36 protein-coding genes are annotated in these 25373 nt (G+C 34.9%); 6 read left to right on the forward strand and 30 right to left on the reverse strand.

What is annotated here, in order from left to right; all coding sequences use genetic code 11:
- The 29 genes from rpsK to rpsL all read right to left on the reverse strand — a co-directional run bounded on the left by rpsK (nucleotide 1) and on the right by rpsL (nucleotide 14966).
- A complete protein-coding gene (gene rpsK, locus E0H99_RS12070) occupies nucleotides 1–384 on the reverse strand; it encodes a 30S ribosomal protein S11 (RefSeq protein WP_024981527.1) in 384 nt (127 codons plus the stop codon).
- Between the two features lie 8 nt (nucleotides 385–392).
- Nucleotides 393–767, reverse strand: coding sequence for a 30S ribosomal protein S13 (gene rpsM, locus E0H99_RS12075; protein ID WP_091203660.1), 375 nt, complete (start codon nucleotides 765–767; stop codon nucleotides 393–395).
- A gap of 2 nt (nucleotides 768–769) precedes the next feature.
- A complete protein-coding gene (gene ykgO, locus E0H99_RS12080) occupies nucleotides 770–886 on the reverse strand; it encodes a type B 50S ribosomal protein L36 (RefSeq protein ID WP_008992256.1) in 117 nt (38 codons plus the stop codon).
- A gap of 12 nt (nucleotides 887–898) precedes the next feature.
- Nucleotides 899–1114 (reverse strand): translation initiation factor IF-1, encoded by a 216-nt coding sequence (infA, locus tag E0H99_RS12085; protein WP_007136545.1) that lies wholly within the window; start codon nucleotides 1112–1114, stop codon nucleotides 899–901.
- A gap of 3 nt (nucleotides 1115–1117) precedes the next feature.
- On the reverse strand, nucleotides 1118–2464 hold the full coding sequence (gene secY / locus E0H99_RS12090; RefSeq protein ID WP_099713440.1) for a preprotein translocase subunit SecY: 1347 nt from the start codon (nucleotides 2462–2464) through the stop codon (nucleotides 1118–1120).
- Between the two features lie 13 nt (nucleotides 2465–2477).
- Nucleotides 2478–2930 (reverse strand): 50S ribosomal protein L15, encoded by a 453-nt coding sequence (gene rplO, locus E0H99_RS12095; protein WP_066081007.1) that lies wholly within the window; start codon nucleotides 2928–2930, stop codon nucleotides 2478–2480.
- Nucleotides 2931–2941: 11 nt separating this feature from the next.
- Nucleotides 2942–3124, reverse strand: a complete 183-nt coding sequence (gene rpmD, locus E0H99_RS12100; RefSeq protein WP_027310825.1) for a 50S ribosomal protein L30 — start codon at nucleotides 3122–3124, stop codon at nucleotides 2942–2944.
- Nucleotides 3125–3136: 12 nt separating this feature from the next.
- Nucleotides 3137–3664: a 30S ribosomal protein S5 gene (rpsE, locus tag E0H99_RS12105; protein ID WP_035668102.1), complete on the reverse strand. Its 528-nt coding sequence runs from the start codon at nucleotides 3662–3664 to the stop codon at nucleotides 3137–3139.
- A gap of 6 nt (nucleotides 3665–3670) precedes the next feature.
- The gene (gene rplR / locus E0H99_RS12110) at nucleotides 3671–4021 is read right to left on the reverse strand and encodes a 50S ribosomal protein L18 (protein WP_113636694.1); all 351 of its coding nucleotides are present in this window, start codon (nucleotides 4019–4021) and stop codon (nucleotides 3671–3673) included.
- Nucleotides 4022–4032: 11 nt separating this feature from the next.
- Entirely contained in the window at nucleotides 4033–4575 is a 543-nt protein-coding gene (rplF, locus tag E0H99_RS12115; protein WP_131995807.1) for a 50S ribosomal protein L6, read from the reverse strand.
- A gap of 18 nt (nucleotides 4576–4593) precedes the next feature.
- Nucleotides 4594–4992 (reverse strand): 30S ribosomal protein S8, encoded by a 399-nt coding sequence (rpsH, locus tag E0H99_RS12120; protein WP_066081018.1) that lies wholly within the window; start codon nucleotides 4990–4992, stop codon nucleotides 4594–4596.
- 103 nt (nucleotides 4993–5095) lie between these two features.
- The gene (gene rpsN, locus E0H99_RS12125; RefSeq protein WP_007136553.1) at nucleotides 5096–5365 is read right to left on the reverse strand and encodes a 30S ribosomal protein S14; all 270 of its coding nucleotides are present in this window, start codon (nucleotides 5363–5365) and stop codon (nucleotides 5096–5098) included.
- Between the two features lie 3 nt (nucleotides 5366–5368).
- Nucleotides 5369–5920, reverse strand: coding sequence for a 50S ribosomal protein L5 (rplE, locus tag E0H99_RS12130; RefSeq protein ID WP_131917005.1), 552 nt, complete (start codon nucleotides 5918–5920; stop codon nucleotides 5369–5371).
- 2 nt (nucleotides 5921–5922) lie between these two features.
- Nucleotides 5923–6237 carry a 50S ribosomal protein L24 gene (gene rplX, locus E0H99_RS12135; RefSeq protein WP_035668111.1) on the reverse strand — a complete coding sequence of 105 codons (315 nt, stop codon included), beginning with the start codon at nucleotides 6235–6237 and terminating at the stop codon, nucleotides 5923–5925.
- An 11-nt stretch (nucleotides 6238–6248) separates the two neighbouring features.
- Entirely contained in the window at nucleotides 6249–6617 is a 369-nt protein-coding gene (rplN, locus tag E0H99_RS12140) for a 50S ribosomal protein L14 (RefSeq protein WP_026717863.1), read from the reverse strand.
- A gap of 2 nt (nucleotides 6618–6619) precedes the next feature.
- Entirely contained in the window at nucleotides 6620–6880 is a 261-nt protein-coding gene (gene rpsQ, locus E0H99_RS12145; RefSeq protein WP_091203665.1) for a 30S ribosomal protein S17, read from the reverse strand.
- A gap of 17 nt (nucleotides 6881–6897) precedes the next feature.
- Entirely contained in the window at nucleotides 6898–7089 is a 192-nt protein-coding gene (gene rpmC, locus E0H99_RS12150) for a 50S ribosomal protein L29 (RefSeq protein ID WP_035668115.1), read from the reverse strand.
- A 13-nt stretch (nucleotides 7090–7102) separates the two neighbouring features.
- On the reverse strand, nucleotides 7103–7528 hold the full coding sequence (rplP, locus tag E0H99_RS12155) for a 50S ribosomal protein L16 (RefSeq protein ID WP_007803637.1): 426 nt from the start codon (nucleotides 7526–7528) through the stop codon (nucleotides 7103–7105).
- Between the two features lie 19 nt (nucleotides 7529–7547).
- A complete protein-coding gene (gene rpsC, locus E0H99_RS12160; RefSeq protein ID WP_035668118.1) occupies nucleotides 7548–8306 on the reverse strand; it encodes a 30S ribosomal protein S3 in 759 nt (252 codons plus the stop codon).
- Nucleotides 8307–8311: 5 nt separating this feature from the next.
- On the reverse strand, nucleotides 8312–8725 hold the full coding sequence (gene rplV, locus E0H99_RS12165; protein ID WP_035668120.1) for a 50S ribosomal protein L22: 414 nt from the start codon (nucleotides 8723–8725) through the stop codon (nucleotides 8312–8314).
- A 6-nt stretch (nucleotides 8726–8731) separates the two neighbouring features.
- Nucleotides 8732–9010: a 30S ribosomal protein S19 gene (gene rpsS, locus E0H99_RS12170; protein WP_007136562.1), complete on the reverse strand. Its 279-nt coding sequence runs from the start codon at nucleotides 9008–9010 to the stop codon at nucleotides 8732–8734.
- Nucleotides 9011–9016: 6 nt separating this feature from the next.
- On the reverse strand, nucleotides 9017–9841 hold the full coding sequence (gene rplB / locus E0H99_RS12175) for a 50S ribosomal protein L2 (protein WP_035668122.1): 825 nt from the start codon (nucleotides 9839–9841) through the stop codon (nucleotides 9017–9019).
- 6 nt (nucleotides 9842–9847) lie between these two features.
- Entirely contained in the window at nucleotides 9848–10138 is a 291-nt protein-coding gene (rplW, locus tag E0H99_RS12180; RefSeq protein ID WP_035668124.1) for a 50S ribosomal protein L23, read from the reverse strand.
- A gap of 6 nt (nucleotides 10139–10144) precedes the next feature.
- Nucleotides 10145–10774 (reverse strand): 50S ribosomal protein L4, encoded by a 630-nt coding sequence (rplD, locus tag E0H99_RS12185; protein ID WP_091173690.1) that lies wholly within the window; start codon nucleotides 10772–10774, stop codon nucleotides 10145–10147.
- Entirely contained in the window at nucleotides 10774–11391 is a 618-nt protein-coding gene (gene rplC, locus E0H99_RS12190; protein ID WP_066081043.1) for a 50S ribosomal protein L3, read from the reverse strand. Before rplC ends, rplD begins: the two co-directional genes overlap by 1 nt.
- A 156-nt stretch (nucleotides 11392–11547) precedes the next feature.
- Nucleotides 11548–11853 carry a 30S ribosomal protein S10 gene (rpsJ, locus tag E0H99_RS12195; protein ID WP_011963470.1) on the reverse strand — a complete coding sequence of 102 codons (306 nt, stop codon included), beginning with the start codon at nucleotides 11851–11853 and terminating at the stop codon, nucleotides 11548–11550.
- Nucleotides 11854–11864: 11 nt separating this feature from the next.
- Nucleotides 11865–14021: an elongation factor G gene (gene fusA / locus E0H99_RS12200; RefSeq protein ID WP_131995810.1), complete on the reverse strand. Its 2157-nt coding sequence runs from the start codon at nucleotides 14019–14021 to the stop codon at nucleotides 11865–11867.
- A 10-nt stretch (nucleotides 14022–14031) separates the two neighbouring features.
- Complete coding sequence (gene rpsG, locus E0H99_RS12205) at nucleotides 14032–14508, reverse strand: 30S ribosomal protein S7 (RefSeq protein ID WP_035668130.1); 477 nt, start codon at nucleotides 14506–14508, stop codon at nucleotides 14032–14034.
- A 74-nt stretch (nucleotides 14509–14582) separates the two neighbouring features.
- Nucleotides 14583–14966, reverse strand: a complete 384-nt coding sequence (rpsL, locus tag E0H99_RS12210; protein WP_007136570.1) for a 30S ribosomal protein S12 — start codon at nucleotides 14964–14966, stop codon at nucleotides 14583–14585.
- A gap of 253 nt (nucleotides 14967–15219) precedes the next feature.
- Here rpsL and E0H99_RS12215 point away from each other — a divergent pair, with 253 nt between their 5' ends.
- From E0H99_RS12215 to rlmB, 6 genes are all read left to right on the forward strand, one after another.
- The gene (locus E0H99_RS12215) at nucleotides 15220–16857 is read left to right on the forward strand and encodes a hypothetical protein (RefSeq protein WP_240723482.1); all 1638 of its coding nucleotides are present in this window, start codon (nucleotides 15220–15222) and stop codon (nucleotides 16855–16857) included.
- A gap of 84 nt (nucleotides 16858–16941) precedes the next feature.
- Nucleotides 16942–20079 carry a SusC/RagA family TonB-linked outer membrane protein gene (locus tag E0H99_RS12220; protein WP_131995816.1) on the forward strand — a complete coding sequence of 1046 codons (3138 nt, stop codon included), beginning with the start codon at nucleotides 16942–16944 and terminating at the stop codon, nucleotides 20077–20079.
- A 19-nt stretch (nucleotides 20080–20098) separates the two neighbouring features.
- Nucleotides 20099–21520 carry a SusD/RagB family nutrient-binding outer membrane lipoprotein gene (locus tag E0H99_RS12225; protein ID WP_131995819.1) on the forward strand — a complete coding sequence of 474 codons (1422 nt, stop codon included), beginning with the start codon at nucleotides 20099–20101 and terminating at the stop codon, nucleotides 21518–21520.
- 20 nt (nucleotides 21521–21540) lie between these two features.
- The gene (locus E0H99_RS12230) at nucleotides 21541–22464 is read left to right on the forward strand and encodes a hypothetical protein (protein WP_131995822.1); all 924 of its coding nucleotides are present in this window, start codon (nucleotides 21541–21543) and stop codon (nucleotides 22462–22464) included.
- 56 nt (nucleotides 22465–22520) lie between these two features.
- Nucleotides 22521–23486: a Calx-beta domain-containing protein gene (locus E0H99_RS12235; protein ID WP_165930298.1), complete on the forward strand. Its 966-nt coding sequence runs from the start codon at nucleotides 22521–22523 to the stop codon at nucleotides 23484–23486.
- 89 nt (nucleotides 23487–23575) lie between these two features.
- Entirely contained in the window at nucleotides 23576–24310 is a 735-nt protein-coding gene (rlmB, locus tag E0H99_RS12240) for a 23S rRNA (guanosine(2251)-2'-O)-methyltransferase RlmB (protein ID WP_035668140.1), read from the forward strand.
- A 59-nt stretch (nucleotides 24311–24369) separates the two neighbouring features.
- On the opposite strand, the gene E0H99_RS12245 is transcribed toward rlmB, so the two are convergent.
- Nucleotides 24370–25158, reverse strand: a complete 789-nt coding sequence (locus E0H99_RS12245; protein WP_131995828.1) for a rhomboid family intramembrane serine protease — start codon at nucleotides 25156–25158, stop codon at nucleotides 24370–24372.
- Nucleotides 25159–25373 lie beyond the last annotated feature (215 nt).

The following is a 25373-nucleotide window of genomic DNA, read 5'->3' on the forward strand; positions in this document are numbered from 1 at the left end:
TTAAACTCTACGTCTTTTAGGAGGACGACATCCATTGTGAGGCATTGGAGTAACATCGATAATCTCAGTCACTTCAATTCCACCGTTATGCAAAGAACGGATAGCAGACTCACGTCCGTTTCCTGGTCCTTTTACATAAACCTTTACTTTTTTAAGTCCAGCTTCAAGAGCTACTTTACTACAATCTTCTGCTGCCATTTGGGCTGCGTATGGAGTGTTCTTTTTAGAACCTCTAAAACCCATTTTACCAGCTGAAGACCAAGAAATAACTTCACCTTTTTTGTTTGTCAAAGAAATGATGATATTGTTAAAAGTAGCAGAAATATGAGCTTCTCCCGTTGATTCAACGATAACTTTACGTTTTTTTGCAGTTGCTTTAGCCATATTACTTATTATTTAGTTGCTTTTTTCTTGTTGGCAACAGTTTTTCTCTTACCTTTTCTTGTTCTAGAGTTGTTTTTAGTTCTTTGTCCTCTTAAAGGAAGACCAGTTCTATGACGGATACCTCTATAACATCCAATATCCATTAAACGTTTGATGTTTAAAGAAACTTCAGAACGTAATTCTCCTTCAATTTTGAAAGTTGATACCGCCTCACGAATTGCTCCGATTTCGTCATCATTCCAATCTTGAACTTTTTTATCTTGGCTAACTTGAGCTTTCTCTAAAATCTCAACAGCTCTACTTTTTCCTAATCCAAAGATATAGGTAAGTGCTATAACACCTCTCTTATTTTTTGGGATATCTACCCCTGCTATTCTTGCCATAATTATCCTTGTCTTTGTTTAAATCTAGGATTCTTTTTGTTTATTACGTACAATCTCCCTTTTCTTCGCACAATTTTGCACTCGGGACTTCTCTTTTTTACTGAAGCTCTAACTTTCATTTTGAATATCCTTTAATATCTATAAGTAATTCTTGCTTTTGACAAATCGTAAGGGCTCATTTCTAGTTTCACTTTATCACCAGGTAATAATTTGATGTAATGCATACGCATTTTTCCAGATATATGGGCGATTACAATATGTCCATTTTCTAACTCTACACGGAACATTGCATTTGATAATGCTTCAATGATAGATCCGTCTTGTTCTATTGCTGATTGTTTTGCCATAAATTAAGCTACTGCTTTTCTATTTTTACCACTTTTCATCAAACCATCATAATGTTTATTCAACAAGTATGAATTGATTTGCTGCATCGTGTCTATGGCAACTCCAACCATAATTATTAATGAAGTACCTCCAAAAAACATTGCCCAAGATTGTTGAACATCCATAAGACTCACAACAATTGCTGGGAACACAGCTATCAAGGCAAGAAATAAAGATCCTGGAAAAGTTATCAAGGACATCACTTTGTCAAGATAATCAGAAGTTTCAACTCCTGGTCTGATACCCGGAATAAAACCACCACTTCTCTTTAAATCATCAGACATTTTGTTAGTAGGAACTGTGATTGCAGTATAAAAGAAAGTAAATACAATTATTAAAGTTGCAAATACAAAATTATACCAAAATCCAAACATATTACTAAAAGCGCCAACGATTGATTGTGATGCATCTGATTTAGACAAACCTGCTAAGGCTGCTGGAATAAACATAATTGCTTGCGCAAAAATTATTGGCATAACCCCAGAAGCATTAAGCTTTAAAGGAATCCATTGTCTGTTTCCACCCAACATGTCTTGTTCAAAATCACCTGATGTTGTACGTCTGGCATATTGAACAGGAATTTTCCTGATCGCCATTACCAATAATACACAACAAATGATAACTAATAACCAAATGATAATTTCAATAACTAACAACATCGGTCCACCATTATTATTGGTAACTCTTGTTGTAAACTCTTGAATAAAAGCCTGAGGTAATCTAGCCAAAATTCCAACCATGATTAACAAAGAAATACCATTTCCAATTCCTTTATCAGTAATTTTTTCTCCTAACCACATGGCAAAAATTGTACCTGTAACTAAAATAACTACTGAAGAAAATAAGAATTCAAATGAATTGAATCCCAATAAAAATGCATTACTAGGTAATGTTCTATATAAATTATAGATGTAAGTTGGACCTTGAACTAAAGTAATTCCTATTGTCAACCAACGAGTAATTTGATTAATCTTTTTTCTACCGCTTTCTCCATCACTTTGAAGTTTTTGCAAATAAGGAATCGCAATTCCCATTAACTGAACAACAATAGAAGCAGAAATATAAGGCATAATTCCCAAAGCAAAAACAGAAGCTTGAGAAAATGCACCTCCAGTAAACATGTCAAGAATTGAACCAATTCCTTCTTTAGTTTGCCCAGCTAAATTACCTAACTGTGTAGCATCAATACCTGGCAGGGTTACTTGAGCCCCAAAACGATACACTAAAAGCAAACCCAATGTTATTAGGATTCTATTTTTCAGTTCCTCGATTTTCCAAACATTACTTATTGATTCAATAAATTTCTTCATATTAATTGAAAAATTACATTGTTACAGCTTCTCCACCAGCAGCTTCAATAGCAGCTTTTGCAGTAGCAGTAAATTTGTGAGCGGTTACTTTTAATTTTGCTGTCAATTCACCTCTACCTAAAATCTTAACGATTTCATTTTTAGTAGCTAAACGATTAGCAACATAAACTGTCATATCAACAGTATCTTTAATAACACCATTATCAACTAAAAGTTGCAGTGTATCAAGATTTACACCTTCGTAATCTTTACGATTGATGTTTGTAAAACCAAACTTAGGCACACGTCTTTGAAGTGGCATTTGCCCTCCTTCAAAACCAATCTTTTTAGAATAACCAGAACGAGATTTTGCTCCTTTGTGACCTCTTGCAGAAGTACCACCTTTTCCAGAACCTTCTCCTCTACCTAATCTTTTATTTTGATTGTGTGTAGAACCTTCAGCAGGTTGTAAGTTACTTAAATTCATAACAGTATTTGTTATTTAGCTTCTTCAACAGAAACTAAGTGTTTAACTTTATTTATCATCCCAAGGATTGTAGGGTTTGAATCATGCTCTACAACTTGTCCCATTTTACGTAGACCTAAAGCTTCTAATCCTCTCTTTTGAGTAAGAGGACAGTTGATTTTGCTTCTAACTTGTTTTACTAATAATTTAGCCATAATTTCCTTGAATTAACCTTTAAAAACTTTTTCTAAAGAAACGCCTCTTTGTTTTGCAACAGTATAAGCACTTCTCATTTGTAATAAAGCATCAAAAGTTGCTTTTACCACGTTGTGAGGATTTGAAGATCCTTGAGATTTAGATAATACATCATGAATCCCTACTGATTCAAGAACTGAACGAACAGCTCCACCAGCAATAACTCCCGTACCATGAGAGGCAGGAATTAAGAATACACGTGCACCACCAAATTTACCTTTTTGTTCGTGAGGAACTGATTGACCATTCAAAGGAATTTTTACTAAATTTTTCTTAGCATCTTCTACTGCTTTCGCAATTGCTTCAGAAACGTCTTTAGATTTTCCTAATCCGTGTCCAACCACTCCATTTTCATCACCTACAACTACAATAGCAGAAAAACCAAAAGCTCTACCACCCTTTGTAACCTTAGTAACACGATTTACACTTACCAAACGATCTTTTAATTCAAGACCACTTGGTTTTACTAACTCTACATTCTTGTATTTACTATTAGACATACTATATTAGAATTTAAGTCCAGCCGCTCTTGCGCCTTCCGCTAATGATTTAATACGTCCGTGATATAAATAACCTCCTCTATCGAAAGTTACTACGTCTATCCCAGCTTTTAAAGCTTTTTCAGCAACTAGTTTTCCAACCGCTGTAGCAACTTCAATGTTCGTACCGTTACCTATTTCTTTTTCTCTTGAAGAAGCTGCCAATATAGTAACTCCGTTTACGTCATCAATAAGTTGAGCGTAAATTTCTTTGTTACTTCTAAATACAGATAGTCTTGGATTAGTAGCAGTACCACTAATTGTTTTTCTAATTCTGAATCTAATTCGTTGTCTTCTTTCAGGTTTTGTTAATGACATAATCTTATTTTTTAAGCTGATTTACCTGCTTTTCTTCTTAATACTTCACCTACAAATTTAACACCTTTTCCTTTGTACGGCTCAGGCTTACGGAAACCTCTGATTTTCGCAGCTACTTGACCTAAAAGTTGTTTGTCAAATGATGTTAATTTAACGATTGGGTTTTTACCTTTTTCAGATATAGTTTCTAAAGTTACTTCTGAAGCAATTTCTAAAACTATATTGTGAGAGTAACCAAGTGCTAAATCTAATTTTTGTCCTTGATTTGAAGCTCTATAACCAACTCCTACCAATTCTAATGACTTAGTAAAACCATCTGTTACACCGATAATCATGTTATTGATTAAAGATCTGTACAAACCGTGTTTTGCTCTTTGGTCTTTGTGATCAGAAGATCTTTCTACTTGAACTAGATCCCCTTCAACTGTTACAGTTACATCCGAAAACTCCTGTGTTAGTTGACCATTTTTTCCTTTTACCGTAATAATACCATCAGCAACTGAAACAGTTACTCCTGCTGGTATTGTTACTGGGCTTTTACCTATTCTTGACATCTTATATAGTCTTTAAAATTAGTATACGTAACAAATTACTTCGCCACCAACATTCAATTGTTTAGCTTTCTTTCCAGTCATTAAACCTTTAGAAGTAGAAACAATAGCAATTCCTAATCCGTTAAGGATTCTAGGAATGGTAGAAGAACTTGAATATTTACGTAAACCTGGTTTACTAATTCTTTGGATATCTTTAATTACTGACTCTTTAGTATCTTTATCATACTTCAAAGCAATTTTGATTGAACCCTGAACAGCGTTGTCTTCAAATTTGTAACTTAAGATATAACCTTGATCAAATAAGATCTTAGTGATTTCTTTTTTTAGATTAGACGCAGGAATTTCGACAACTTTGTGGTTTGCAGCCACAGCGTTTCTAACTCTCGTCAAATAATCTGCAATAGGATCTGTATACATGTGTATTGATTTGCGGTAACGGTTTTCGATTAAACATAATCGAACCTGAAACCAGTTTATAAATGTAAAAAACAGACGTAATTACTCACGTCTGAATATCTTTCTACCAAGATGCTTTTTTAACACCTGGTATCAATCCGTTATTTGCCATTTCACGAAATGTAACACGTGAAAGACCGAATTGACGCATATACCCTCTTGGTCTACCTGTTAATTTGCAACGATTGTGCAAACGAACTGGCGAAGCATTTTTTGGTAACTTTTGCAAACCTACGAAATCTCCAGCTTCTAACAAAGCTTTTCTTTTCTCAGCATACTTAGCTACTGTTTTTTCTCTCTTAACCTCGCGGGCTTTCATTGATTCTTTAGCCATGTCTTAATTCTTTTTAAAAGGTAAACCTAGTTCAGCCAATAATGATTTTGCTTCCTTATCTGTTTTTGCAGTAGTTACAAAAGAAATATCCATACCTGAAATTTTGTTTACTTTATCAATATCAATTTCTGGGAAAATGATTTGTTCCAAAACTCCAAGGTTATAATTTCCTCTTCCATCAAAACCAGTAGCTTTAATACCACTGAAATCTCTTACACGTGGCAAAGCTGAAGTAATAAGTCTATCTAAAAACTCATACATTCTTTCTCCACGCAAAGTAACTTTTGCTCCAATAGGCATCCCTTTTCTCAATTTGAATGACGCAACGTCTTTCTTTGAAATAGTAGATACTGCTTTCTGTCCAGTGATCTTTGTTAACTCATCAACTGCATAGTCAATTAGTTTTTTATCAGATACAGCTGCACCAACTCCTTTACTTAAAACGATTTTTTCCAATTTTGGAACTTGCATTACGTTTACGTATCCGAATTCCTCTTTAAGAGCAGCGATTACTCTGCTCTTATATTCTTCTTTTAGTCTAGGTATATACGCCATTACTATAGTACTTGATTAGATTTTTTTGAAAATCTTACTTTCTTATCTCCTTCTACTCTAATACCAACTCTAGTTGTTTCCTTAGTTTTAGGATCAATTAAAGAAATATTAGATATTTGTATAGAAGCTTCTTTCTTTACGATACCACCTTGAGGGCTTTTTGCACTAGGTTTCGTATGTTTTGAAACCATGTTTACACCTTCAACAATCGCTTTGTTTTTCTCACGGTACACACGTAAAACTTTACCTTCAGCACCTTTATGGTCTCCAGCAATTACTCTTACAATGTCACCTGATTTTATTTTTAGCTTTATCATCTTAAAACGAATTAAAGCACTTCTGGTGCTAATGATACAATTTTCATGAATTGTTTTTCACGAAGTTCTCTTGCTACCGGACCAAAAACACGAGTTCCTCTCATTTCACCAGCAGCATTCAATAACACACATGCGTTGTCATCAAATCTAATGTATGAACCATCGGCTCTTCTCACTTCTTTTTTGGTACGTACAACAACTGCAGTTGAAACAGCTCCTTTTTTAACGCTTCCGTTAGGAGCAGTATCTTTGATAGAAACTACAATCTTGTCACCAACAGAGGCATACCTTCTTTTGGTACCTCCTAAAACACGGATAGTTAAAACTTCCTTTGCTCCAGTGTTATCTGCTACTTTTAGTCTTGATTCTTGTTGTACCATAATTATTTAGCTCTTTCTAAGATTTCAACTAACCTCCAACATTTTGTTTTACTTAAAGGACGCGTTTCGCTAATCCTTACCGTATCTCCAACGTTACAGTCGTTCTTTTCGTCGTGTGCGTGATACTTTTTAGTTTTCAACACGAACTTACCGTATAATGGGTGTTTTACTTTACGCACTTCAGCAACAACAATAGATTTATCCATTTTGTCCGAAGTAACAACACCAACTCTTTCTTTTCTTAAATTTCTTTTTTCTTCCATCTTTCAGCAGATTACAATTATTGCAACTCTCTTTTAGTAAGTTCCGTAGCTAATCTTGCAACTGTTCTTCTTACACTTCTAATTTGAAGTGGATTCTCAATTGGAGAAATAGCGTGAGCCATTTTTAGGTCGGCATATGCCTTCTTAGTCTGGCTAAGTTTTTCTTGCAACTCCGCTGCAGAAAGATCTTTTATTTCTGATTGTTTCATAATATATTATAAATTATGCTTCGAAATCTCTAGCAACGACGAATTTAGTTTTTACTGGAAGCTTTTGAGCCGCAAGACGTAACGCCTCTTTTGCAACTGACAAAGGTACTCCTCCAACTTCAAACATAATTCTTCCGGGTTTAACAACGGCAGCCCAATACTCAACTGCACCTTTACCTTTACCCATACGTACCTCAAGAGGTTTCTTAGTGATAGGTTTGTCTGGAAATATTTTGATCCATAATTGTCCTTCTCTTTTCATAAAACGAGTTGCAGCAATACGCGCAGCTTCGATTTGACGAGAGGTTAAGAACATTCCATCTTCATGTACAGATTTAATACCAAACATTCCATTAGAAAGTTCATGTCCTCTTTGAGAGTTCCCTTTCATTTTACCTTTTTGTACCTTACGGTATTTTGTTCTTTTAGGCTGTAACATTTTTCTTTAGTTTAAAAATTTACTTTCGTTTACGAGCGTCTGGTTTTCCACCTTTATTAAAAGGCTTTCTGTCTCCTCTAGGAGAATCACCACCTTTACCACCAGCACCAGATTGTTTTTTGTCCATTCCAGCAAGTGGAGAAAGATCTCTCTTTCCATAAACTTCACCTTTCATGATCCACACTTTGATTCCCATTCTACCATAAGTAGTATGAGCCTCTGCAAGTGCATAATCAATATCAGCTCTGAAAGTTGATAGAGGAATTCTACCTTCTTTGAAACCTTCTGAACGAGCCATCTCTGCACCATTCAAACGACCAGAAATCAAAACTTTGATACCTTCTGCGTTCATACGCATAGAAGCAGCAATAGCCATTTTGATTGCACGTCTGTAAGAAATTCTGCTTTCGATTTGACGACAGATGCTTGTAGCAACTAGATACGCGTCAAGTTCAGGTCTTTTAATTTCAAAGATGTTGATTTGAACCTCTTTGTCAGTAATTTTTTTAAGTTCCTCTTTCAACTTGTCTACCTCTTGCCCACCTTTCCCAATAATAATACCAGGTCTAGCAGTAGTGATAGTAACGGTTACAAGTTTCAAAGTTCTCTCGATGATTACTTTTGATACACTAGCTTTTGATAAACGAGCATGGATATACTTTCTGATTTTGTGATCTTCGGCAAGTTTATCACCGTAATCATTTCCACCATACCAGTTTGAGTCCCATCCTCTGATGATACCAAGTCTATTTCCAATTGGATTTGTCTTTTGTCCCATGCTGCTTAAGAATTGCTTTGTGTGTTATTGATAGCTCCAAGCACGATTGTTACGTGATTAGAACGTTTTCTAATTCTGTGTGCTCTTCCTTGTGGTGCTGGACGAAGTCTTTTCAACATCATTCCACCATCAACACGGATTTCCTTAACAAATAAACCAGCTTCTTCCATATTAGCTTCAGGGTTTTTAGCTTGCCAGTTGGCAATTACTGATAAAACCAATTTTTCTAATTTTCTTGAAGCTTCTTTAGAACTGAATCTTAAGATGTTAAGTGCTCTTTCTACCTTCTGACCTCTTACTAGATCTGCTACTAAGCGCATTTTTCTAGGTGAAGTAGGGCAGTTATTTAACTTTGCGAAGGCCAAAGACTTATTAGCCTCTTTTCTTGCATCTGCTGTTTCTCTTTTACGAACTCCCATTGCTTCTTATTTTTTACCTTTATTTTTTGCTCCAGCATGACCTCTAAAAGATCTAGTTGGTGAAAATTCTCCTAATTTGTGACCTACCATGTTTTCTGTTACGTAAACTGGTACAAATTGACGACCGTTATGAACTGCGATAGTTTGTCCAACAAAGTCTGGAGTAATCATAGAAGCTCTAGACCATGTCTTAACCACTCCTTTATTCCCACCTGCGATGTTTTCTTGAACTTTCTTGTCTAACTTATAATGAACGAAAGGTCCTTTTTTTAATGAACGTGCCATATCTTATTATTTCTTTCTACGTTCTACGATATACTTGTTACTCGGGTTTTTCTTAGAACGAGTTCTATAACCTTTAGCTGGTATTCCATTTCTTGAACGTGGATGTCCACCAGAAGAACGTCCTTCACCACCACCCATTGGGTGATCGACAGGGTTCATTGCAACAGGTCTTGTTCTAGGTCTTCTTCCTAACCATCTTGTTCTACCAGCTTTTCCTGATACAACTAATTGGTGATCTGAATTAGAAACCGCTCCAATTGTAGCCGAACAAGTCAACAAGATTAATCTTGTTTCCCCAGAAGGCATTTTAATTGTTGCATATTTTCCATCTCTTGCCATTAATTGAGCAAATGTTCCAGCTGAACGAGCGATTACAGCTCCTTGACCCGGTCTCAATTCGATACAAGAAATTACAGTTCCAAGCGGAACTCTACTTAAAGGTAAAGTATTACCAATTTCAGGTTGAGATTCTGGACCAGAAACTAATTTCTGACCAACTTTCAATCCGTTTTGAGCAATAACATACGTTTTCTCACCATCAGCATAAGCTAATAATGCGATAAAAGCAGTACGATTTGGATCATATTCAATTGATTTAACCGTCGCAGGAATTCCTTCTTTTGTACGTTTAAAATCAATAATACGATATCTCTGCTTGTGACCACCACCCGTATAACGCATGGTCATCTTTCCTTGACTATTTCTACCACCAGAGTTTTTTATCGGCGCTATCAAAGAGCGTTCCGGCTTATCAGTTGTAATGGCGTCATAACCATTCACAACTCTAAATCGCTGACCTGGGGTAATAGGTTTTAATTTTCTTACTGACATTTTATCTTAGATATTGTTGTAAAAATCAATTGTTTCTCCTTCTTGTACTTGAACAATCGCTTTCTTAATTGCATTTGTCTTTCCACTGATCAAACCACTTTTAGTGTATTTAGTAGTTCTATCCGGTCTTACGTTCATCGTGTTAACACTCAAAATAGTTACTCCATAAGCAGCTTCAACAGCTTTCTTAATTTGCACTTTGTTTGCTTTTTTGTCAACAACGAATCCGAAGCGGTTTAAAACTTCACTTTCTTTGGTTACTTTTTCCGTTACTATAGGCTTAATTATGATGCTCATATCCTATTATTTACTTAAATTTTCTTCAATTATCTCCAAAGAACTCTCTAAAAGCACTAAATTATTAGCGTTTAAAATAGCATAAGTGCTTAATTCTAAGCTACTTACTACGCTAGATCCTTTTAAATTGCGTGACGACAAATATACATTTTTATTTACATCACCCAACACAAACAGAGATTTTTTATTTTCTAACTCTAAAGCTTTCAAAACATTAATGAAATTTTTAGTGTTTGGCGTTTCAAAATTAAAGTCTTCAAGAACGATAATGTTCGACTCTTTTGCTTTAATTGAGAAAGCAGATTTTCTAGCCAAACGTTTCAAGCTTTTATTCAATTTGAATGAATAACTTCTTGGTCTTGGTCCGAAAACTGTTCCACCACCTTTAAACAATGGATTCTTTGCACTACCCGCACGAGCAGTTCCAGTTCCTTTTTGTTTTTTAATCTTACGCGTACTTCCCGCAACTTCAGCTCTTTCTTTAGCTTTGTGCGTTCCCTGTCTTTGATTAGCAAGATATTGCTTAACATCAAGGTATACTGCGTGATTGTTTGGCTCTATACCAAATACTGAATCAGAAAGTTGAACTTTTCTTCCAGTATCTTTTCCGTTGAAATCTAATACTTTTGCTTCCATTACTTCTGAATGATTACATAAGAGTTGTTACATCCAGGAACACATCCTTTAATAACAAGTAGGTTCTTTTCAGCAACTACTTTTAAAACTCTAAGGTTTTGAACTTTTACATTGTCTCCTCCCATACGTCCAGCCATACGCATTCCTTTGAATACTCTAGATGGATAAGAAGAAGCCCCTACAGAACCCGGCGCTCTTAAACGGTTGTGTTGACCGTGAGTTGCTTGACCAACACCACCAAAACCGTGACGTTTTACAACCCCTTGAAAACCTTTACCTTTAGATACACCTTGTACATCTACAAATTCTCCTTCAGCAAAAATAGAAACATCAATAAGATCTCCTAATTTTTGTTCAGTTGCGAAATCTTGGAATTCAACGACTTTTTTCTTAGCTACAGTTCCCGCTTTTTTAAAGTGACCTAAAGCCGCTTTTGTGGAATGTTTCTCGTTTTTGTCATCGAAACCAAGTTGCAACGCTTCATACCCGTCAACACCTTTGGTTCTGACTTGGGTAACAACACATGGTCCAGCTTCGATTACTGTACAAGGAATATTCTTCCCGTTCTCGTCGAAAATGCTAGTCATGCCGATTTTTCTACCAATTAACCCAGACATAAATATTAATTATTAATTATTAAATATAAATATAGAACGCAGCTTTTAACCGAATCCTATTTTTTTTAAGTGGTGCAAAAGTATAACTTATTTACACACAAACCAAAAAAATATTTTTCGCTTAAAAACAGCGCCCTTTTCTTACTAGTAAGCTATTTAAACTTTGATCTCTACTTCAACACCGCTAGGCAATTCAAGTTTCATCAAGGCATCAATAGTTTTTGATGAAGATGAATAAATGTCAATTAATCTCTTGTATGACATTACTTCAAATTGCTCTCTCGCTTTTTTGTTAACGTGTGGAGAACGAAGAACGGTAAAAAGTTTTTTGTGAGTTGGCAACGGAATTGGTCCTGTTACTACTGCTCCAGTACTTTTTACGGTTTTTACAATCTTTTCAGCAGACTTGTCTACCAACATGTGATCGTAAGATTTTAGTTTTATTCTGATTTTTTGACTCATTTTCTTAAAGATTATGCGTTTCCTTTTGCTTTTTTGATAACTGCTTCCGAAATATTGGAAGGTGTTTCTGCGTAGTGTGAAAATTCCATTGTAGATGTCGCTCTACCAGATGAAAGTGTTCTTAATGTTGTTACATATCCAAACATTTCTGATAATGGCACATCTGCTTTAATGGTTTTTGCACCAGCTCTGTCACCCATGTCATTAACTTGACCTCTACGACGGTTAATATCACCTACGATATCTCCCATGTTTTCTTCAGGTGTAATAACTTCCATTTTCATGATTGGCTCAAGAATTACAGCTCCAGCAGCTTTAGCTACTTCTCTGTACCCCATTCTAGCCGCTAACTCAAAAGAGAGCGCATCAGAATCGACAGGGTGAAAAGATCCATCTAACAAAGTTACTTTCAAACTATCTACTTGGTATCCTGCTAAAGGACCTGTTTTCATAGCTTCTCTGAAACCTTTTTCTACAGATGGGATATATTCTTTAGGAACGTTACCACCTTTTACAGCATTAACAAACTGCAATCCTACAGGAGCTTTACCATCAACTTCATCAGCAGGCTCTAGTCTAAATACGATATCACCGAATTTACCACGACCACCAGATTGTTTCTTGTAAGTTTCTCTGTGTTGAGCAGATTTTGTAAATGCTTCTTTGTATTCAACTTGAGGCTCACCTTGGTTTACTTCAACTTTGAATTCACGTCTCATTCTATCAACTAAGATATCTAAGTGAAGCTCACCCATACCTGAGATAATAGTCTGTCCCGAAGCCTCATCTGTTCTAACCGTAAACGTTGGATCTTCTTCAGCTAATTTAGCTAAAGCCATACCCATTTTATCAACGTCAGCCTTAGTTTTAGGCTCAATTGCAATACCAATTACCGGCGCAGGGAATTTCATTGACTCAAGAATGATTGGGTTTTTTTCATCACACAATGTATCTCCAGTTTTGATATCCTTAAATCCTACTGCCGCTCCAATATCACCTGCTTCGATATAATCGATTGGGTTTTGCTTGTTAGCATGCATTTGATAGATACGAGAGATTCTTTCTTTATTTCCTGAACGAGTGTTCAAAACATAAGAACCAGCATCTAAACGTCCAGAATAAGCACGGAAGAAAGCTAAACGACCTACGAATGGGTCAGTAGCAATTTTAAAAGCTAAAGCAGCAAACGGCTCTTTAACATCTGGCTTACGCAAAATTTTAGTTTGATCTTCTTCTAACAATTCAGCATCGTCAGGATGAATCCCTTCAATACCATCTTTATCCATTGGAGACGGCAAATATTTACATACTGCATCTAACATGAATTGAACTCCTTTGTTTTTGAAAGAAGAACCGGCAATCATAGGAATGATAGCCATATCCATAACCGCTGCTCTTAATGCAGTGTTGATTTCTTCCTCTGTAATAGAGTTTTCGTCTTCCATGAATTTTTCAAGCAAAGTCTCATCATAATCAGCTACTGCTTCAATAAGAATCGACCTATATTCTTTCACTTCTTCAAGCATATCTTCTGGAATAGGCACAATATCATACGTTGCTCCTAAACCTTCTTCATGCCATACTATAGCTTGATTTTTAACTAAATCCACAACACCTCTGAAATCATTTTCTTCACCGATAGGCAAAGTGATTGCAACTGCATTAGATTTCAACATGTCTCTTACTTGTTGACATACCATCAAAAAGTTAGAACCTTGTCTGTCCATTTTATTAACGAACCCAATACGTGGCACTCTATATTGATCTGCTAATCTCCAGTTAGTTTCTGATTGTGGCTCAACACCATCAACAGCACTAAATAAGAAAACCAAACCATCAAGCACACGCAAAGAACGGTTTACTTCAACTGTAAAGTCAACGTGTCCCGGTGTATCAATAATATTAAAGTGATAAGGCAGGGTTTCTGGTAAAGTTTTACCTTGCTCTGTTGGAAAATTCCATTCACAAGTTGTAGCAGCAGAAGTAATGGTAATACCTCTTTCTTGCTCTTGTGCCATCCAGTCCATTGTTGCAGCACCATCGTGTACTTCACCAATTTTGTGTGATTTTCCAGTATAGAATAATATACGCTCTGTTGTTGTTGTTTTACCAGCATCAATGTGAGCAGCAATTCCTATATTTCTTGTATATTTAAGATCTCTAGCCATTTCTTAAGAATTAAAATCTAAAGTGAGAGAATGCTTTGTTAGCTTCTGCCATTTTGTGAGTATCCATTCTTTTCTTAACAGCAGCTCCTTCTTCTTTAGCCGCAGCTAAACATTCTGAAGCCAACCTTTGAGCCATTGATTTTTCATTTCTTCTTCTAGAATAAAGTATCAACCACTTCATTGCCATAGAAATTTTTCTATCTGGACGAATTTGCATTGGAATTTGAAATGTAGCTCCACCAACTCTACGACTACGTACTTCAACGTGAGGCATAACATTGGTTAACGCATCTTTCCAAATTTCTAATGATGGTTTCTCTGCATCTTGTTTTTTAGACTCAATGATGTCAATTGCATCATAAAATACTTTAAACGCTGTCGATTTTTTTCCATCCCACATTAAGTTGTTCACAAAACGTGTTACCAGTTGGTCATTAAACCTTGGATCTGGTAAAAGTGGTCTTTTCTTTGCCGCTCTTTTTCTCATGTCTTTTTTTTAATAAAATGTCATACCCATACAGTTGTGACGAATCACATCCCTACAAGAAATAACTTTTTAAATTACTTTTTTGCTTCTTTTGGGCGTTTTGCTCCGTACTTAGATCTTCTTTGCGTTCTTCCTGCTACTCCTGACGTATCAAGCGCACCACGAACGATGTGATATCTAACTCCTGGTAAATCTTTTACCCTTCCACCCCTAACTAATACTATCGAGTGCTCTTGTAAATTGTGTCCTTCACCAGGGATGTAAGCATTCACTTCATTACCATTTGTCAAACGTACACGCGCTACTTTACGCATTGCAGAGTTTGGTTTTTTTGGTGTTGTAGTGTAAACACGCGTACAAACCCCTCTTCTTTGAGGACAAGAATCTAAAGCAACCGATTTACTCTTCTTAGTTATCTGAGTTCTTCCTGTTCTTACTAATTGTTGAATTGTTGGCATAATTAATACTAAAAATTTCTTATTATATTAAATTCCCGCTTTTTACGGGGTTGCAAATGTAGAAAATATTTTTTACTCTACAAACGTTAATCTATTAATTTTCAATAAGATTATTTTATCATTTGATTTTTATCCCAAACAATAGATATTTGCATTACTTTTATTAAAAACACATACTCATTTGAAATCCACTTTTATTTTACTGTTCTTTCTAAATTTTTGCCTTAATTGTTCTGCGCAAAATTTTCGATTATTGATAACTGGAAGCAATTCATTAGAAACAAAAACTATAGATTCTCTAAAATACAACACTGAGCACAAAAACACGAAATTAATTAACGAAGAGATAAACAAAGTTTCTAAAAAATTATCCGAAATAGGCTATATAGACAACATCACACTCGAATTCACAAAAAAAAAAGACTCTAGTTATGTAGCGATTTTTACATTAGGAAAAAAAATAAAATCAATACATATATATATAGGTACAAATAATCTATTTAACAACCTGACAGACCTAAGAGAAAAAAAAGACACTTTAATACTGCCGTACACAGAAATCAACTCTTATCTAAAACAAACCGTTCAAAAATTAGAACAAAACGGATTTGCATTAGCAAAGCTAAAACTAGTAAATATCAAAAGAGTCGATACTGAAATTTATGCTGATTTAAAACTGGAATCAGACGAAAAAAGAACACTAAACTCAATCCGAATAAATTACGCAAAAAACAACCGATCAAATAAATTTCCTAGTGGACATTTAGCGCAAATCAACAGAAAATACAAAAACAGCATTTTTAATCAAAAAATGGTAGATCAAATTCACAACGATTTTGAAAAATTTGGATTTATTAGCCAAGTAAAATATCCCGAAATTTTACTCACAAAAGACTCAACGAAAGTTTACGTATATCTTGAGAAAAGAAAATCAAATACTTTTGACGGATTCATTGGATTTTCCAATAATGAAAATAAAAAAACAGCCCTAAATGGCTACTTAGATGTGAAGCTAGAAAATATTTTGGGCTCTGGAGAACAATTATCCGTTTACTGGAAAAGCGACGGAAACGATCAAAAAACATTTAATGCCAGTATTGAACTTCCTTATTTGCTTAAAACTTCAATAGGATTAAAAGCTCAAATTCAATTATTCAGACAAGACAGTACTTTTCAAAACACAAAAACAGCAATTGACTTAAGTTACTTTACAAATTACAACACACGATTCTATTTAGGATTTCAATCTACAGAATCAAGCGACATCCAAAATTCAATCGATAATTCGATAAGCGATTATAACAATTCCTTTTTGACGTCCAGTTTTAATTACACAAAATCAGATTTAACTAATTTTACTTTTCCAATAAAATCAATTCTTTCAATAACTGCCGGAACCGGAAAAAGAGAAACAAGCAATCAGCCAGAAAACACGATAAAAAGCAATCAGTTTTTTTTAAAAATTCAAGCCGTACATAACTTTAACCTGAATAAAAAGAATATAATCAATATAAATAGCCATAACTATTATTTACAAAGCAACCGCTATATCGCAAATGAACTTTTTCGTTTTGGAGGATTCAACAGCCTAAGAGGCTTTGCTGAAAATAGTCTGCAAGCCTATTTTATGACCTCAATACTTACAGAATATCGGCACATACTCTCTCCTAATCTCTACGTTCACTCTATCCTAGATTACTGTATCTACAAGAACAAACCAAGTATTGAACAAGAAGACAACACCGAAAAACTTCTAGGAATTGGATTCGGATTTGGGCTGCAAACAAAAAACGGCCTATTAAAATTTGCTGTCGCAAACGGCAGTATCCAAGACCAACAAATTGAAATTTATAACACTATCATACACATCTGTTATAATGTTAAATTTTAATTACAACAAAAAATAGAGTTTCATTAATTAGGAAAGTTAACAAATTATTAAGAAGTTTGCTAGACTAATTCAAAATATTAAAAAATGAAACTAAAGTTCAATGGATTCTTAGTACTATTAGTAGTACTTGTGGCGCAACTAACTTTTGCGCAAGAAAGAGCTGTTTCAGGAACTGTTTCCGATAATGCAGGACTACCTTTACCAGGTGTGAGTGTATTAGTAAAAGGAACTCAATCCGGAACACAAACTGATTTTGATGGAAAATATTCTATCAGAGCAACACCAAGCCAGGTCTTGATTTTTAGCTACATTGGGATGAAAACTCAACAAGTAGCTGCAAGTTCTGCAACAGTTAATGTGAAATTAGTGAGTGACGCATTAGAACTTGAAGGAGTTGTAGTAACGGCTTTAGGAATTAAAAAATCCGAAAAATCGATAGGCTATGCTGCTCAAAGTGTTAAAGGAGAAGATCTTACCGAAGCAAGAGAGAGTAACCTAGTTAATGCATTAAGTGGTAAAATTGCCGGAGTTCAAGTAACGAATAGTTCAGGGGCAGTTGGAGCTTCTTCAAGAGTTGTATTAAGAGGAAACTCTTCAATTACTGGAAATAACCAAGCTTTATTTGTTGTTGATGGTGTACCATTTGACAATTCATCAGCTGGAAATGCAGGTTCTGGTGGAGGTCGTGACTTACCTAATGGTGTTGCGAGCATCAGTCCTGATGATATCGAGTCTATGACTGTTCTTAAAGGACCAAATGCTGCTGCATTATATGGTCTTAGAGCAAGTAATGGTGTAATTATAATAACAACAAAATCAGGGAAAACAGGAAAAGGAAAAAGTGTAATTTCATTTAATACAAATACAACTTTCTCAAACCCTTTAGTTGTGCCGAATTATCAAAACTCATACGGTCAAGGTGCAACTTCAAATTATTTTGAATTTGTTGACGGTGCTGGTGGAGGTTATAATGATGGGGTAGATGAAAGTTGGGGTCCAGCATTAGACAAAGGATTATCTTTTGTTCAGTGGGATTCATATAAAGTAGGCGGAGCTCCATTACCATGGATATCTCACCCAAACAATGTAAGAGATTTCTACGAAACAGCAGTATCGACTACTAACAACCTATCGTTATCTTCAGGAAATGAAGAGGCTAACTTTAGAATGTCTGTTGGTAATTCTGACGAAAAAGGGATGTTACCTCATACTGACTTTAAAAAGTTTAATGTTAGTATTAATGGAAATCTCAAAATAGGAGAAAAACTAAAATCAGGGATATCATTGATGTATTTTAATGATAAAAGTAATAACTTACCAATAGCTGGATATAACAATGAAAATGTAGCTCAACAATTTATCTGGTCTGCAAGAAATATTAACTTCAGAGATTTAAGAGATTTTAACAATTTGCCTCTAGCTCCTGTAGGAACTCCTTCAGAAGGAACTCCAATTAACTGGAACAATAACTTCCAAAACAATCCGTACTGGGTTTTAGCAACTAATAGAAATACATTTGACAAAGACAGAATTACTGGTTCTGCATATTTGGCATATGAACTTGCTAAAAACTTCACTGCAACCGGTAAAACTTCATTAGATCAATACTCTCAAGAAACAACCGGAAGACAAGCAATTGGATCAAATAGTGCTCCAGACGGATCTTATAATAAAAATACTTTAAGATATTCTGAAGTAAATTCAGAAATACTTTTAGGGTATAAAAATGACATCACTGAAGACATTGCCTTCACAATAAATTATGGTGCCAACCATATGAGAAGAAAAATTAGTCAAACTTTTGGAGCAATAACTGCTTTAGAATTACCTGATTTTTACAATTTAGCTAATATTAAATCAGGGACTACTCCTGTTTTTGGAAATAACTATAATGAAGTAAGAATTGGATCTATGTATGGTTTTGGTCAAGTGTCTTATAAAAATTATTTCTATGTTGATTTTTCAGGAAGAAATGATTGGGCAAGTGTATTGCCTTCAAAAAATAACTCATTTTTCTATCCTGCAGTATCTGGATCTTTAGTATTATCTGAACTTTTAAATACGACTGGATCTGCTGTTAATTATATCAAATTAAGAGGTGGTTGGTCAAAAGTAGGTGGAACAGGAGCTTTAGGAGCATATAATTTAAATTCTACGTACACTCTTCAAAATAATGGATGGGGAAATCAGGCTTCAACACCAAATACTCAATTTAATCCAAATCTAAGACCTGAAACTGTAATTGGAACAGAATTTGGTATCGATTTAAATGCCTTTCAAAACAGATTGCGTTTTGCAGGTACTTATTACACAAAAAAGAGTTCTGATTTATTAGTGCCAATTCAAGTTTCAGCATCTACAGGATTTACAAGTGTTTGGGACAATATTGCCTCAATGGAAAACAAAGGTATTGAGTTACAATTAGGAATTACTGCTTTAAAATCTAAAGATTTTAGTTTTGATATCGACTTAAACTTTGCCAAAAATGATAATACTGTAACTTCACTTGGTGGATTAGACACTTATATCTTAGGTTCACAATGGGGTATTACATTAGAAGCTAGAGAAGGTCAACCTTATGGTGCTCTTGTTGGTAGAGGATTTGCAAAAGATCCAAACGGAAACGTGATTTATCAAAATGGACTTCCTGTTGTAGAAACTGACAAAAAAGTATTAGGTAATATCACTCCAGACTGGACCGGCGGAGCTAACTTTACTATGAAGTACAAAGGTTTTGACTTTACAACATTAATCGATGCAAAAGTTGGTGGCGATGTTCACTCAATGACTTATGCATGGGGTAGATACGCTGGTACATTAGAAGAATCATTAATTGGTCGTGAAACTGGTCTTGTAGGTAACGGTGTCATGGATGATGGAGCCGGTGGTTATGTTCCAAATAATGTTGTTGTAAGTGCAAAATCATTTAATCAAACAGCATATGGGAATACAATTGAAGAAAGTGCTATTTTTGATGCAACCTATGTTAAATTAAGACAAATGTCTTTAGGCTATACTTTTCCAAAACAATGGTTTAATGGTACTGCAATCACAGACTTCAAGTTTTCAGTAGTGGCCAGAAACTTAGCCATTTTATACAAAGCGGCTCCACACATTGATCCAGAAACTGGGTTTAGTAGTAGTAATGCTAATCAAGGTATGGAATTTGGTCAAATACCTTCAGCAAGGTCCTATGGGTTTAACATATCAGTTAAATTTTAAATCTAAATAATTAAAAATTATGAAAAAAATATCAATTTTATTTATTGCATTGATTGCGCTTTCGAGTGCAAGTTGTGATAAAGACTTCGAAGCAGTGAATACAGATCCAAATAATGCTGTTGCAGTTCCTGCACATTTATTATTGGGTAACATTGTTCGTGTCAACCAGAATACTATTTATGGTATGCAACAAGGTGGGGATATGGGTATGGTCTGGGCTCAGCACGTATCTAAGGTTCAGTACAACGATGAGGAACGATATATTCCCCGAAGAGGTGCTATTGATGGTATATGGAGTAATTTATATGCCTCTGTAATTGCCGATGCACAATCTATGTACACTTTGGCTGATTCCGAAGGAAATAGTAACCTTAAAGGAATTTCATTAGTACTTCAGGCAAATGGTTTTCAAATTTTGACTGATTTATATGGCCCAGTTCCATTTAAGGAATTTAATCAAGTTGGAAATTTAAAACCGGCTTATGACAGTCAGGAAGTGGTTTACGATGGTATACTTGACATGTTAACTCGTGCAGATGCACTATTGGCGAATGGTACAGGTGGTGTCCCTGCTACATCTGATTTAGTATATGCTGGAGATGCTTCAAAATGGAGAAAATTAGCTAATTCATTAAAATTAAAAGCTTTAATAAGAATTTCAAAAGCTAAAAATGTTAGTGCCCAAATTCAAGCTGTAGTAACTGCAGGACATTTAATGTCTTCTAATAGTGATAGTGCACAATTAACCTATTTACCAGCTCAACCTGATGCAAATCCAATATATGAAACAATCATTTTTGGTACGCGTTCTGAATATAAAGTGAGCTCTGTTTTAGTAAAAAAATTACAAGCATTATCAGATCCAAGATTGAATGTATATGCACAAAAAAATAATGCAGGAGCTTATGTTGGAAACCTTCCTGGCGAAGAGAATCCTGGAAATTACAATGGTTTTTCAGCTTTAGGTACTTTCTATCTAAATCCTACTTTACCGGGTGTTATTTTATCGTATGCACAGTCAGAATTTTTATTAGCTGAAGCAATCAATGAAGGATATGCTTCTGGAGGTATTGCAGCTGCATTGGTTCATTATAAAAACGGTATCACTGCTAACTTTAAATTCAACGGAATTGAAGCAAGTGCAGCAGCTTATGTAGCTCTACCTAACGTTGAATTTACTAATCAGGCTGATGCAAGGGTTAAAATTGGTGAACAAACTTGGTTTGCTTTGTTTGGTCAAGGTTTTGAAGCTTGGACAGAATGGAGAAGAACAGGTTATCCAGCCTTATCTCCAGTTGTAGGTGCGGCAGAAACTAGCATTCCTTCAAGATTATATTTTAATTCACAGGAAATTTCACTTAACAGAGTAAATTATGAAGCTGCCTCAACAACATTAACGGGTGGAGATAAATTAACATCTCGTCTTTGGTGGATGAAATAATAATATTTAAAAAGAAAAAAATGAAAAAAATTAAATTATATTCTTTAGCTCTTTTAGTCTTAGCTGGTCTTTTTTCATGTGAAAAAGACAGTGATGCACTAACAGGCGGAGCAGAAACAGGTGGTCTATTGACTGTGAATTCAGGATTAGTAGGCTATGTGGTTGGAAACGGTAATGATTTCAAATATCCCGTAAAAGTTACGGCTTTTCAAGGGGATGTTTTAACTACTAAAATTGAAATTTACAAAACATTCACAACTGTGGCTGGCGTAAAAAGCAACGAAGTATTATTCAAAACCATTGATATTCCAGCTACACCGAAAAATCAAACTATTGATTTTACAGTTTCCTATAATGAGTTAAAAGCCGGTATAACTATAGGCGGTCAACCACTTCCAACAGATGACAGTTTATTAAAAATTGGAGATGCCTGGACTTTGAGATATGTAACTACAACTTCTGAAGGAACTGTACATAATAATTCCAAAACCACTAAAATTGCTGTAGGAACTCGTTTTGCGGGAACTTATAGAGTTATTGACAGTAATTACTGGAGACTTGGCGTTAGCAATGGCGGATGGAACGGTGAAATTCGTGTAATAGAATCTGTTGATGCAACGACTTATAAATTTGTTGATTATGCTGGTTCTTTTCAAGCAGCTACTAATACACATTATTTCACAATTGACGCTGCAGGTGTTGTTAACACACCACAAACCTATAAAGGAGCAGTACAGATGTTGAATGGATGGCCATTAATTAACTGTGCCTCTAACCCAATTGACATGAAACTTTCATGTGGATATGCAGGACCTCAAAACACAGTAACTAAAGATGATGTTACTAATAAAGACAGAATTTACAGAACTTATGGTTACTATACTGGTTCTGGTGCCGTTGGACCGCGTGAATTTTATGAAGCTTTAGAAAGAGTAGTCAACTAATAACAAAAAAGAAAATGAAAAAAATAACCAAACAATTTATATTTTCTGCACTTTCAATGACCGTACTACTTTTTGTAGGATGTCAAGAAGAACCAGAACTTACAGGTCAAAGCACCGTTGAAGTTGCTCAAAATGTTACGAGTACTGTTACTTTTGTTGCGCCATTAGCTGCAACACAAACAGTAAATGAAAAAGCTGCAGGAAAGTATCAGTATAAACTTAATATCTCTAATGCCCAACCGGTAGATATCTTTGTAAAAGTGAAGGTGAAATCTGGAACAGCCACTAGAGGTACGGATTATGAATTTGATGACCAAATCTTAATCAAAGCTTATACTACATCTACAACAGGAAATATTAGCATTTTAAGTGATGGAGTTTATGAGCCAACTGAAAATTTCGTTTTAGAAATAGGTGGTGATGTAAATATATCCAATGCTTCAATTCCTGCAACTACTATATCATTTACTATACTTAATGCTTTATCTGACAATTTAGACTTGAAGTTTAATTTCAGCAAAGCCTTTTCAGATGGTGGAGTGGCCAAAACTTTATGTGGTATCGGATATGACATGGATTTCTATGTGCTAGATGCGAATCTAAAAGATACCAAAATATATCAAGCGGCTGCATCTGGATGCCCAGAAATTTTAACAGTTTCGCCTGCTAAATTTCCTAATGGTACTTATCATATCTATTATGATCTTTATGACAATCATGGACTTCATACTATGAACACACCTCAATTTACTATTCCTATTACTGTAGATTACTCTAGAGGAGGTAGTAATGTTTCTGGTACATTCACTCAAGAAGCTAAGTTTGCTACAAATTCAAAAGCTCTAGGTTTTGAACAAGGAAATACATCTGAGCCTTATGACTATGTAGTTACTATAGTGGTTAATAACGGAGTTTACACCTTGAAAAATAGCGTTCCTACTACGGTAGCTACTCTTAAAACAGTAAACACTGTACTAGATGCTATTAAACAAGCCAGAATGAACAATAAAAAAAATAACTAGTTAACACATTTTCTGTAAACTGTATTTTAGTTAAATTTTTAAAAACCATCCCATTTTTTGGGGTGGTTTTTTTTTTATATCTTTGCACCATGGAAAAAGAACATCAAATATTCGGGATTAGAGCAATAATTGAAGCAATACAAGCAGGCGCAACGGTAGACAAAGTCTATATTCAAAAGGAAGCGAGCAGCGAACTGATGAAAGACTTGATGAAAGTGATGAAGCGTGGCAATATTAATTTTTCTTATGTTCCAGTTGAAAAACTAAACAGATTGACGCCTAATAACCATCAAGGTGCAGTAGCTACTATCTCTCCTATTTCCTTTTTTGACTTAGAATCTTTGATAGAATCTGTAATTGAAAATGGAAAAAAACCCCTGTTTTTGATTTTGGATCAAATATCTGATGCTCGTAATTTTGGTGCTATAATCAGAACTGCTGAATGTACTGGTGTAAATGGTATAATCGTTCAAAAAGCGGGCTCAGCTCCTGTTAATGGGGATACTGTAAAAACATCAGCCGGAGCAGTATTTAACATTCCGATTTGTAAAGTAGAACACATTAAAGATGCTATATTTCTTTTGCAAGCTAGTGGCATAAAAACTGTTGCAGCAACTGAGAAAACAGATCAAAATATTTATGACATTTCTTTAAACGAACCCGTAGCAATAATTATGGGATCTGAAGATAGAGGCGTAAACCCGTCAGTACTTAAAATTGTTGACGAGAAAGCTAAACTTCCGATGTTTGGAACTATTGGTTCATTGAATGTATCAGTGGCTTGTGGAGCCTTTTTATATGAAGCGGTAAGACAGCGATCTTAGATTGTTGGACTTCTTAGATTTTTAGAATACTATACACATAACTCTTTACTAAAAATGAATCAAGACTTAGGTTTTGATTCATTTTTTTCATTTGTGACAATCTCATAACCTACTGGAAAATTAGACGTGTAATAGGATGGAAATTCCTGCTGTTCTACATTTTCTTCAATTTTTGGGATATTTACAAAATTTCCATTGGCATCAAATCGCTGCATAAATTTATCTTCTAAAGGATCAAAATCTGGGTGTTCCCAATCATATTTGATAATTTTTTTATATTCCGGAGTTTTATAAACTAACGAAAGAAAGAATCCCGTAAGTAATCCCCCCAAATGACCTTCCCATGAAATAGATTTATTTCCTGTTATCTCAGGGCTAGGAAAAACATACCAAACCAAGCCTCCATACACAACTATCACCGCAAGAGAAAGGGCCACTAATCGATTGTATCTAGTTTGTATCCCTTTAAAAAAAACAAAACTAAAGAGAACATAAATTAATCCGCTTGCCCCTATGTGATAATTATCTCTGCCAATAACCCAAGTAATAAATCCCGATATCAAAATTCCGTATCCAATAACTTTTATCGATTGATCTGCATAAAAAAATTGTAGCGCTGCCAATAAAATTAGTAAGGGAACCGAATTATTATAAAGATGTTCCATATCAGCATGAATAAATGGGCTTAGAAAAATACCTTGTAAACCTGAAAAAGTTCTTGGATAAATACCATTTTGCACAAAGTCAAAATCAAATCGGATTTCGAGCCAAAAAACAAACCACAGGATTACCACAAAAAAAAGAGGCAGTCCAATAACTGAATTGGTAAATTTAAAATGCTTTTCCATGAATAACGTGAAGTTTTATGTTCTAGTCTTAATTCAAAAACTTCTCCAAAAGCAATTTAATGCTATTTTGTCATATTTGAACTTAAAATGCATTTTTAATACAATTACCTAGCCCAGATGGAAACGGCATCCTTTAGCATCTCGTTTTTTCAACGAGATACTAAAGATATAGTGTACAGCTGGAAATAGCTCCAAATAAAAATAGTAATTTTACC

This window comes from Flavobacterium sp. GT3P67, from assembly GCF_004349155.1.
GTDB classification, from domain to species: Bacteria; Bacteroidota; Bacteroidia; order Flavobacteriales; family Flavobacteriaceae; genus Flavobacterium; species Flavobacterium ranwuense.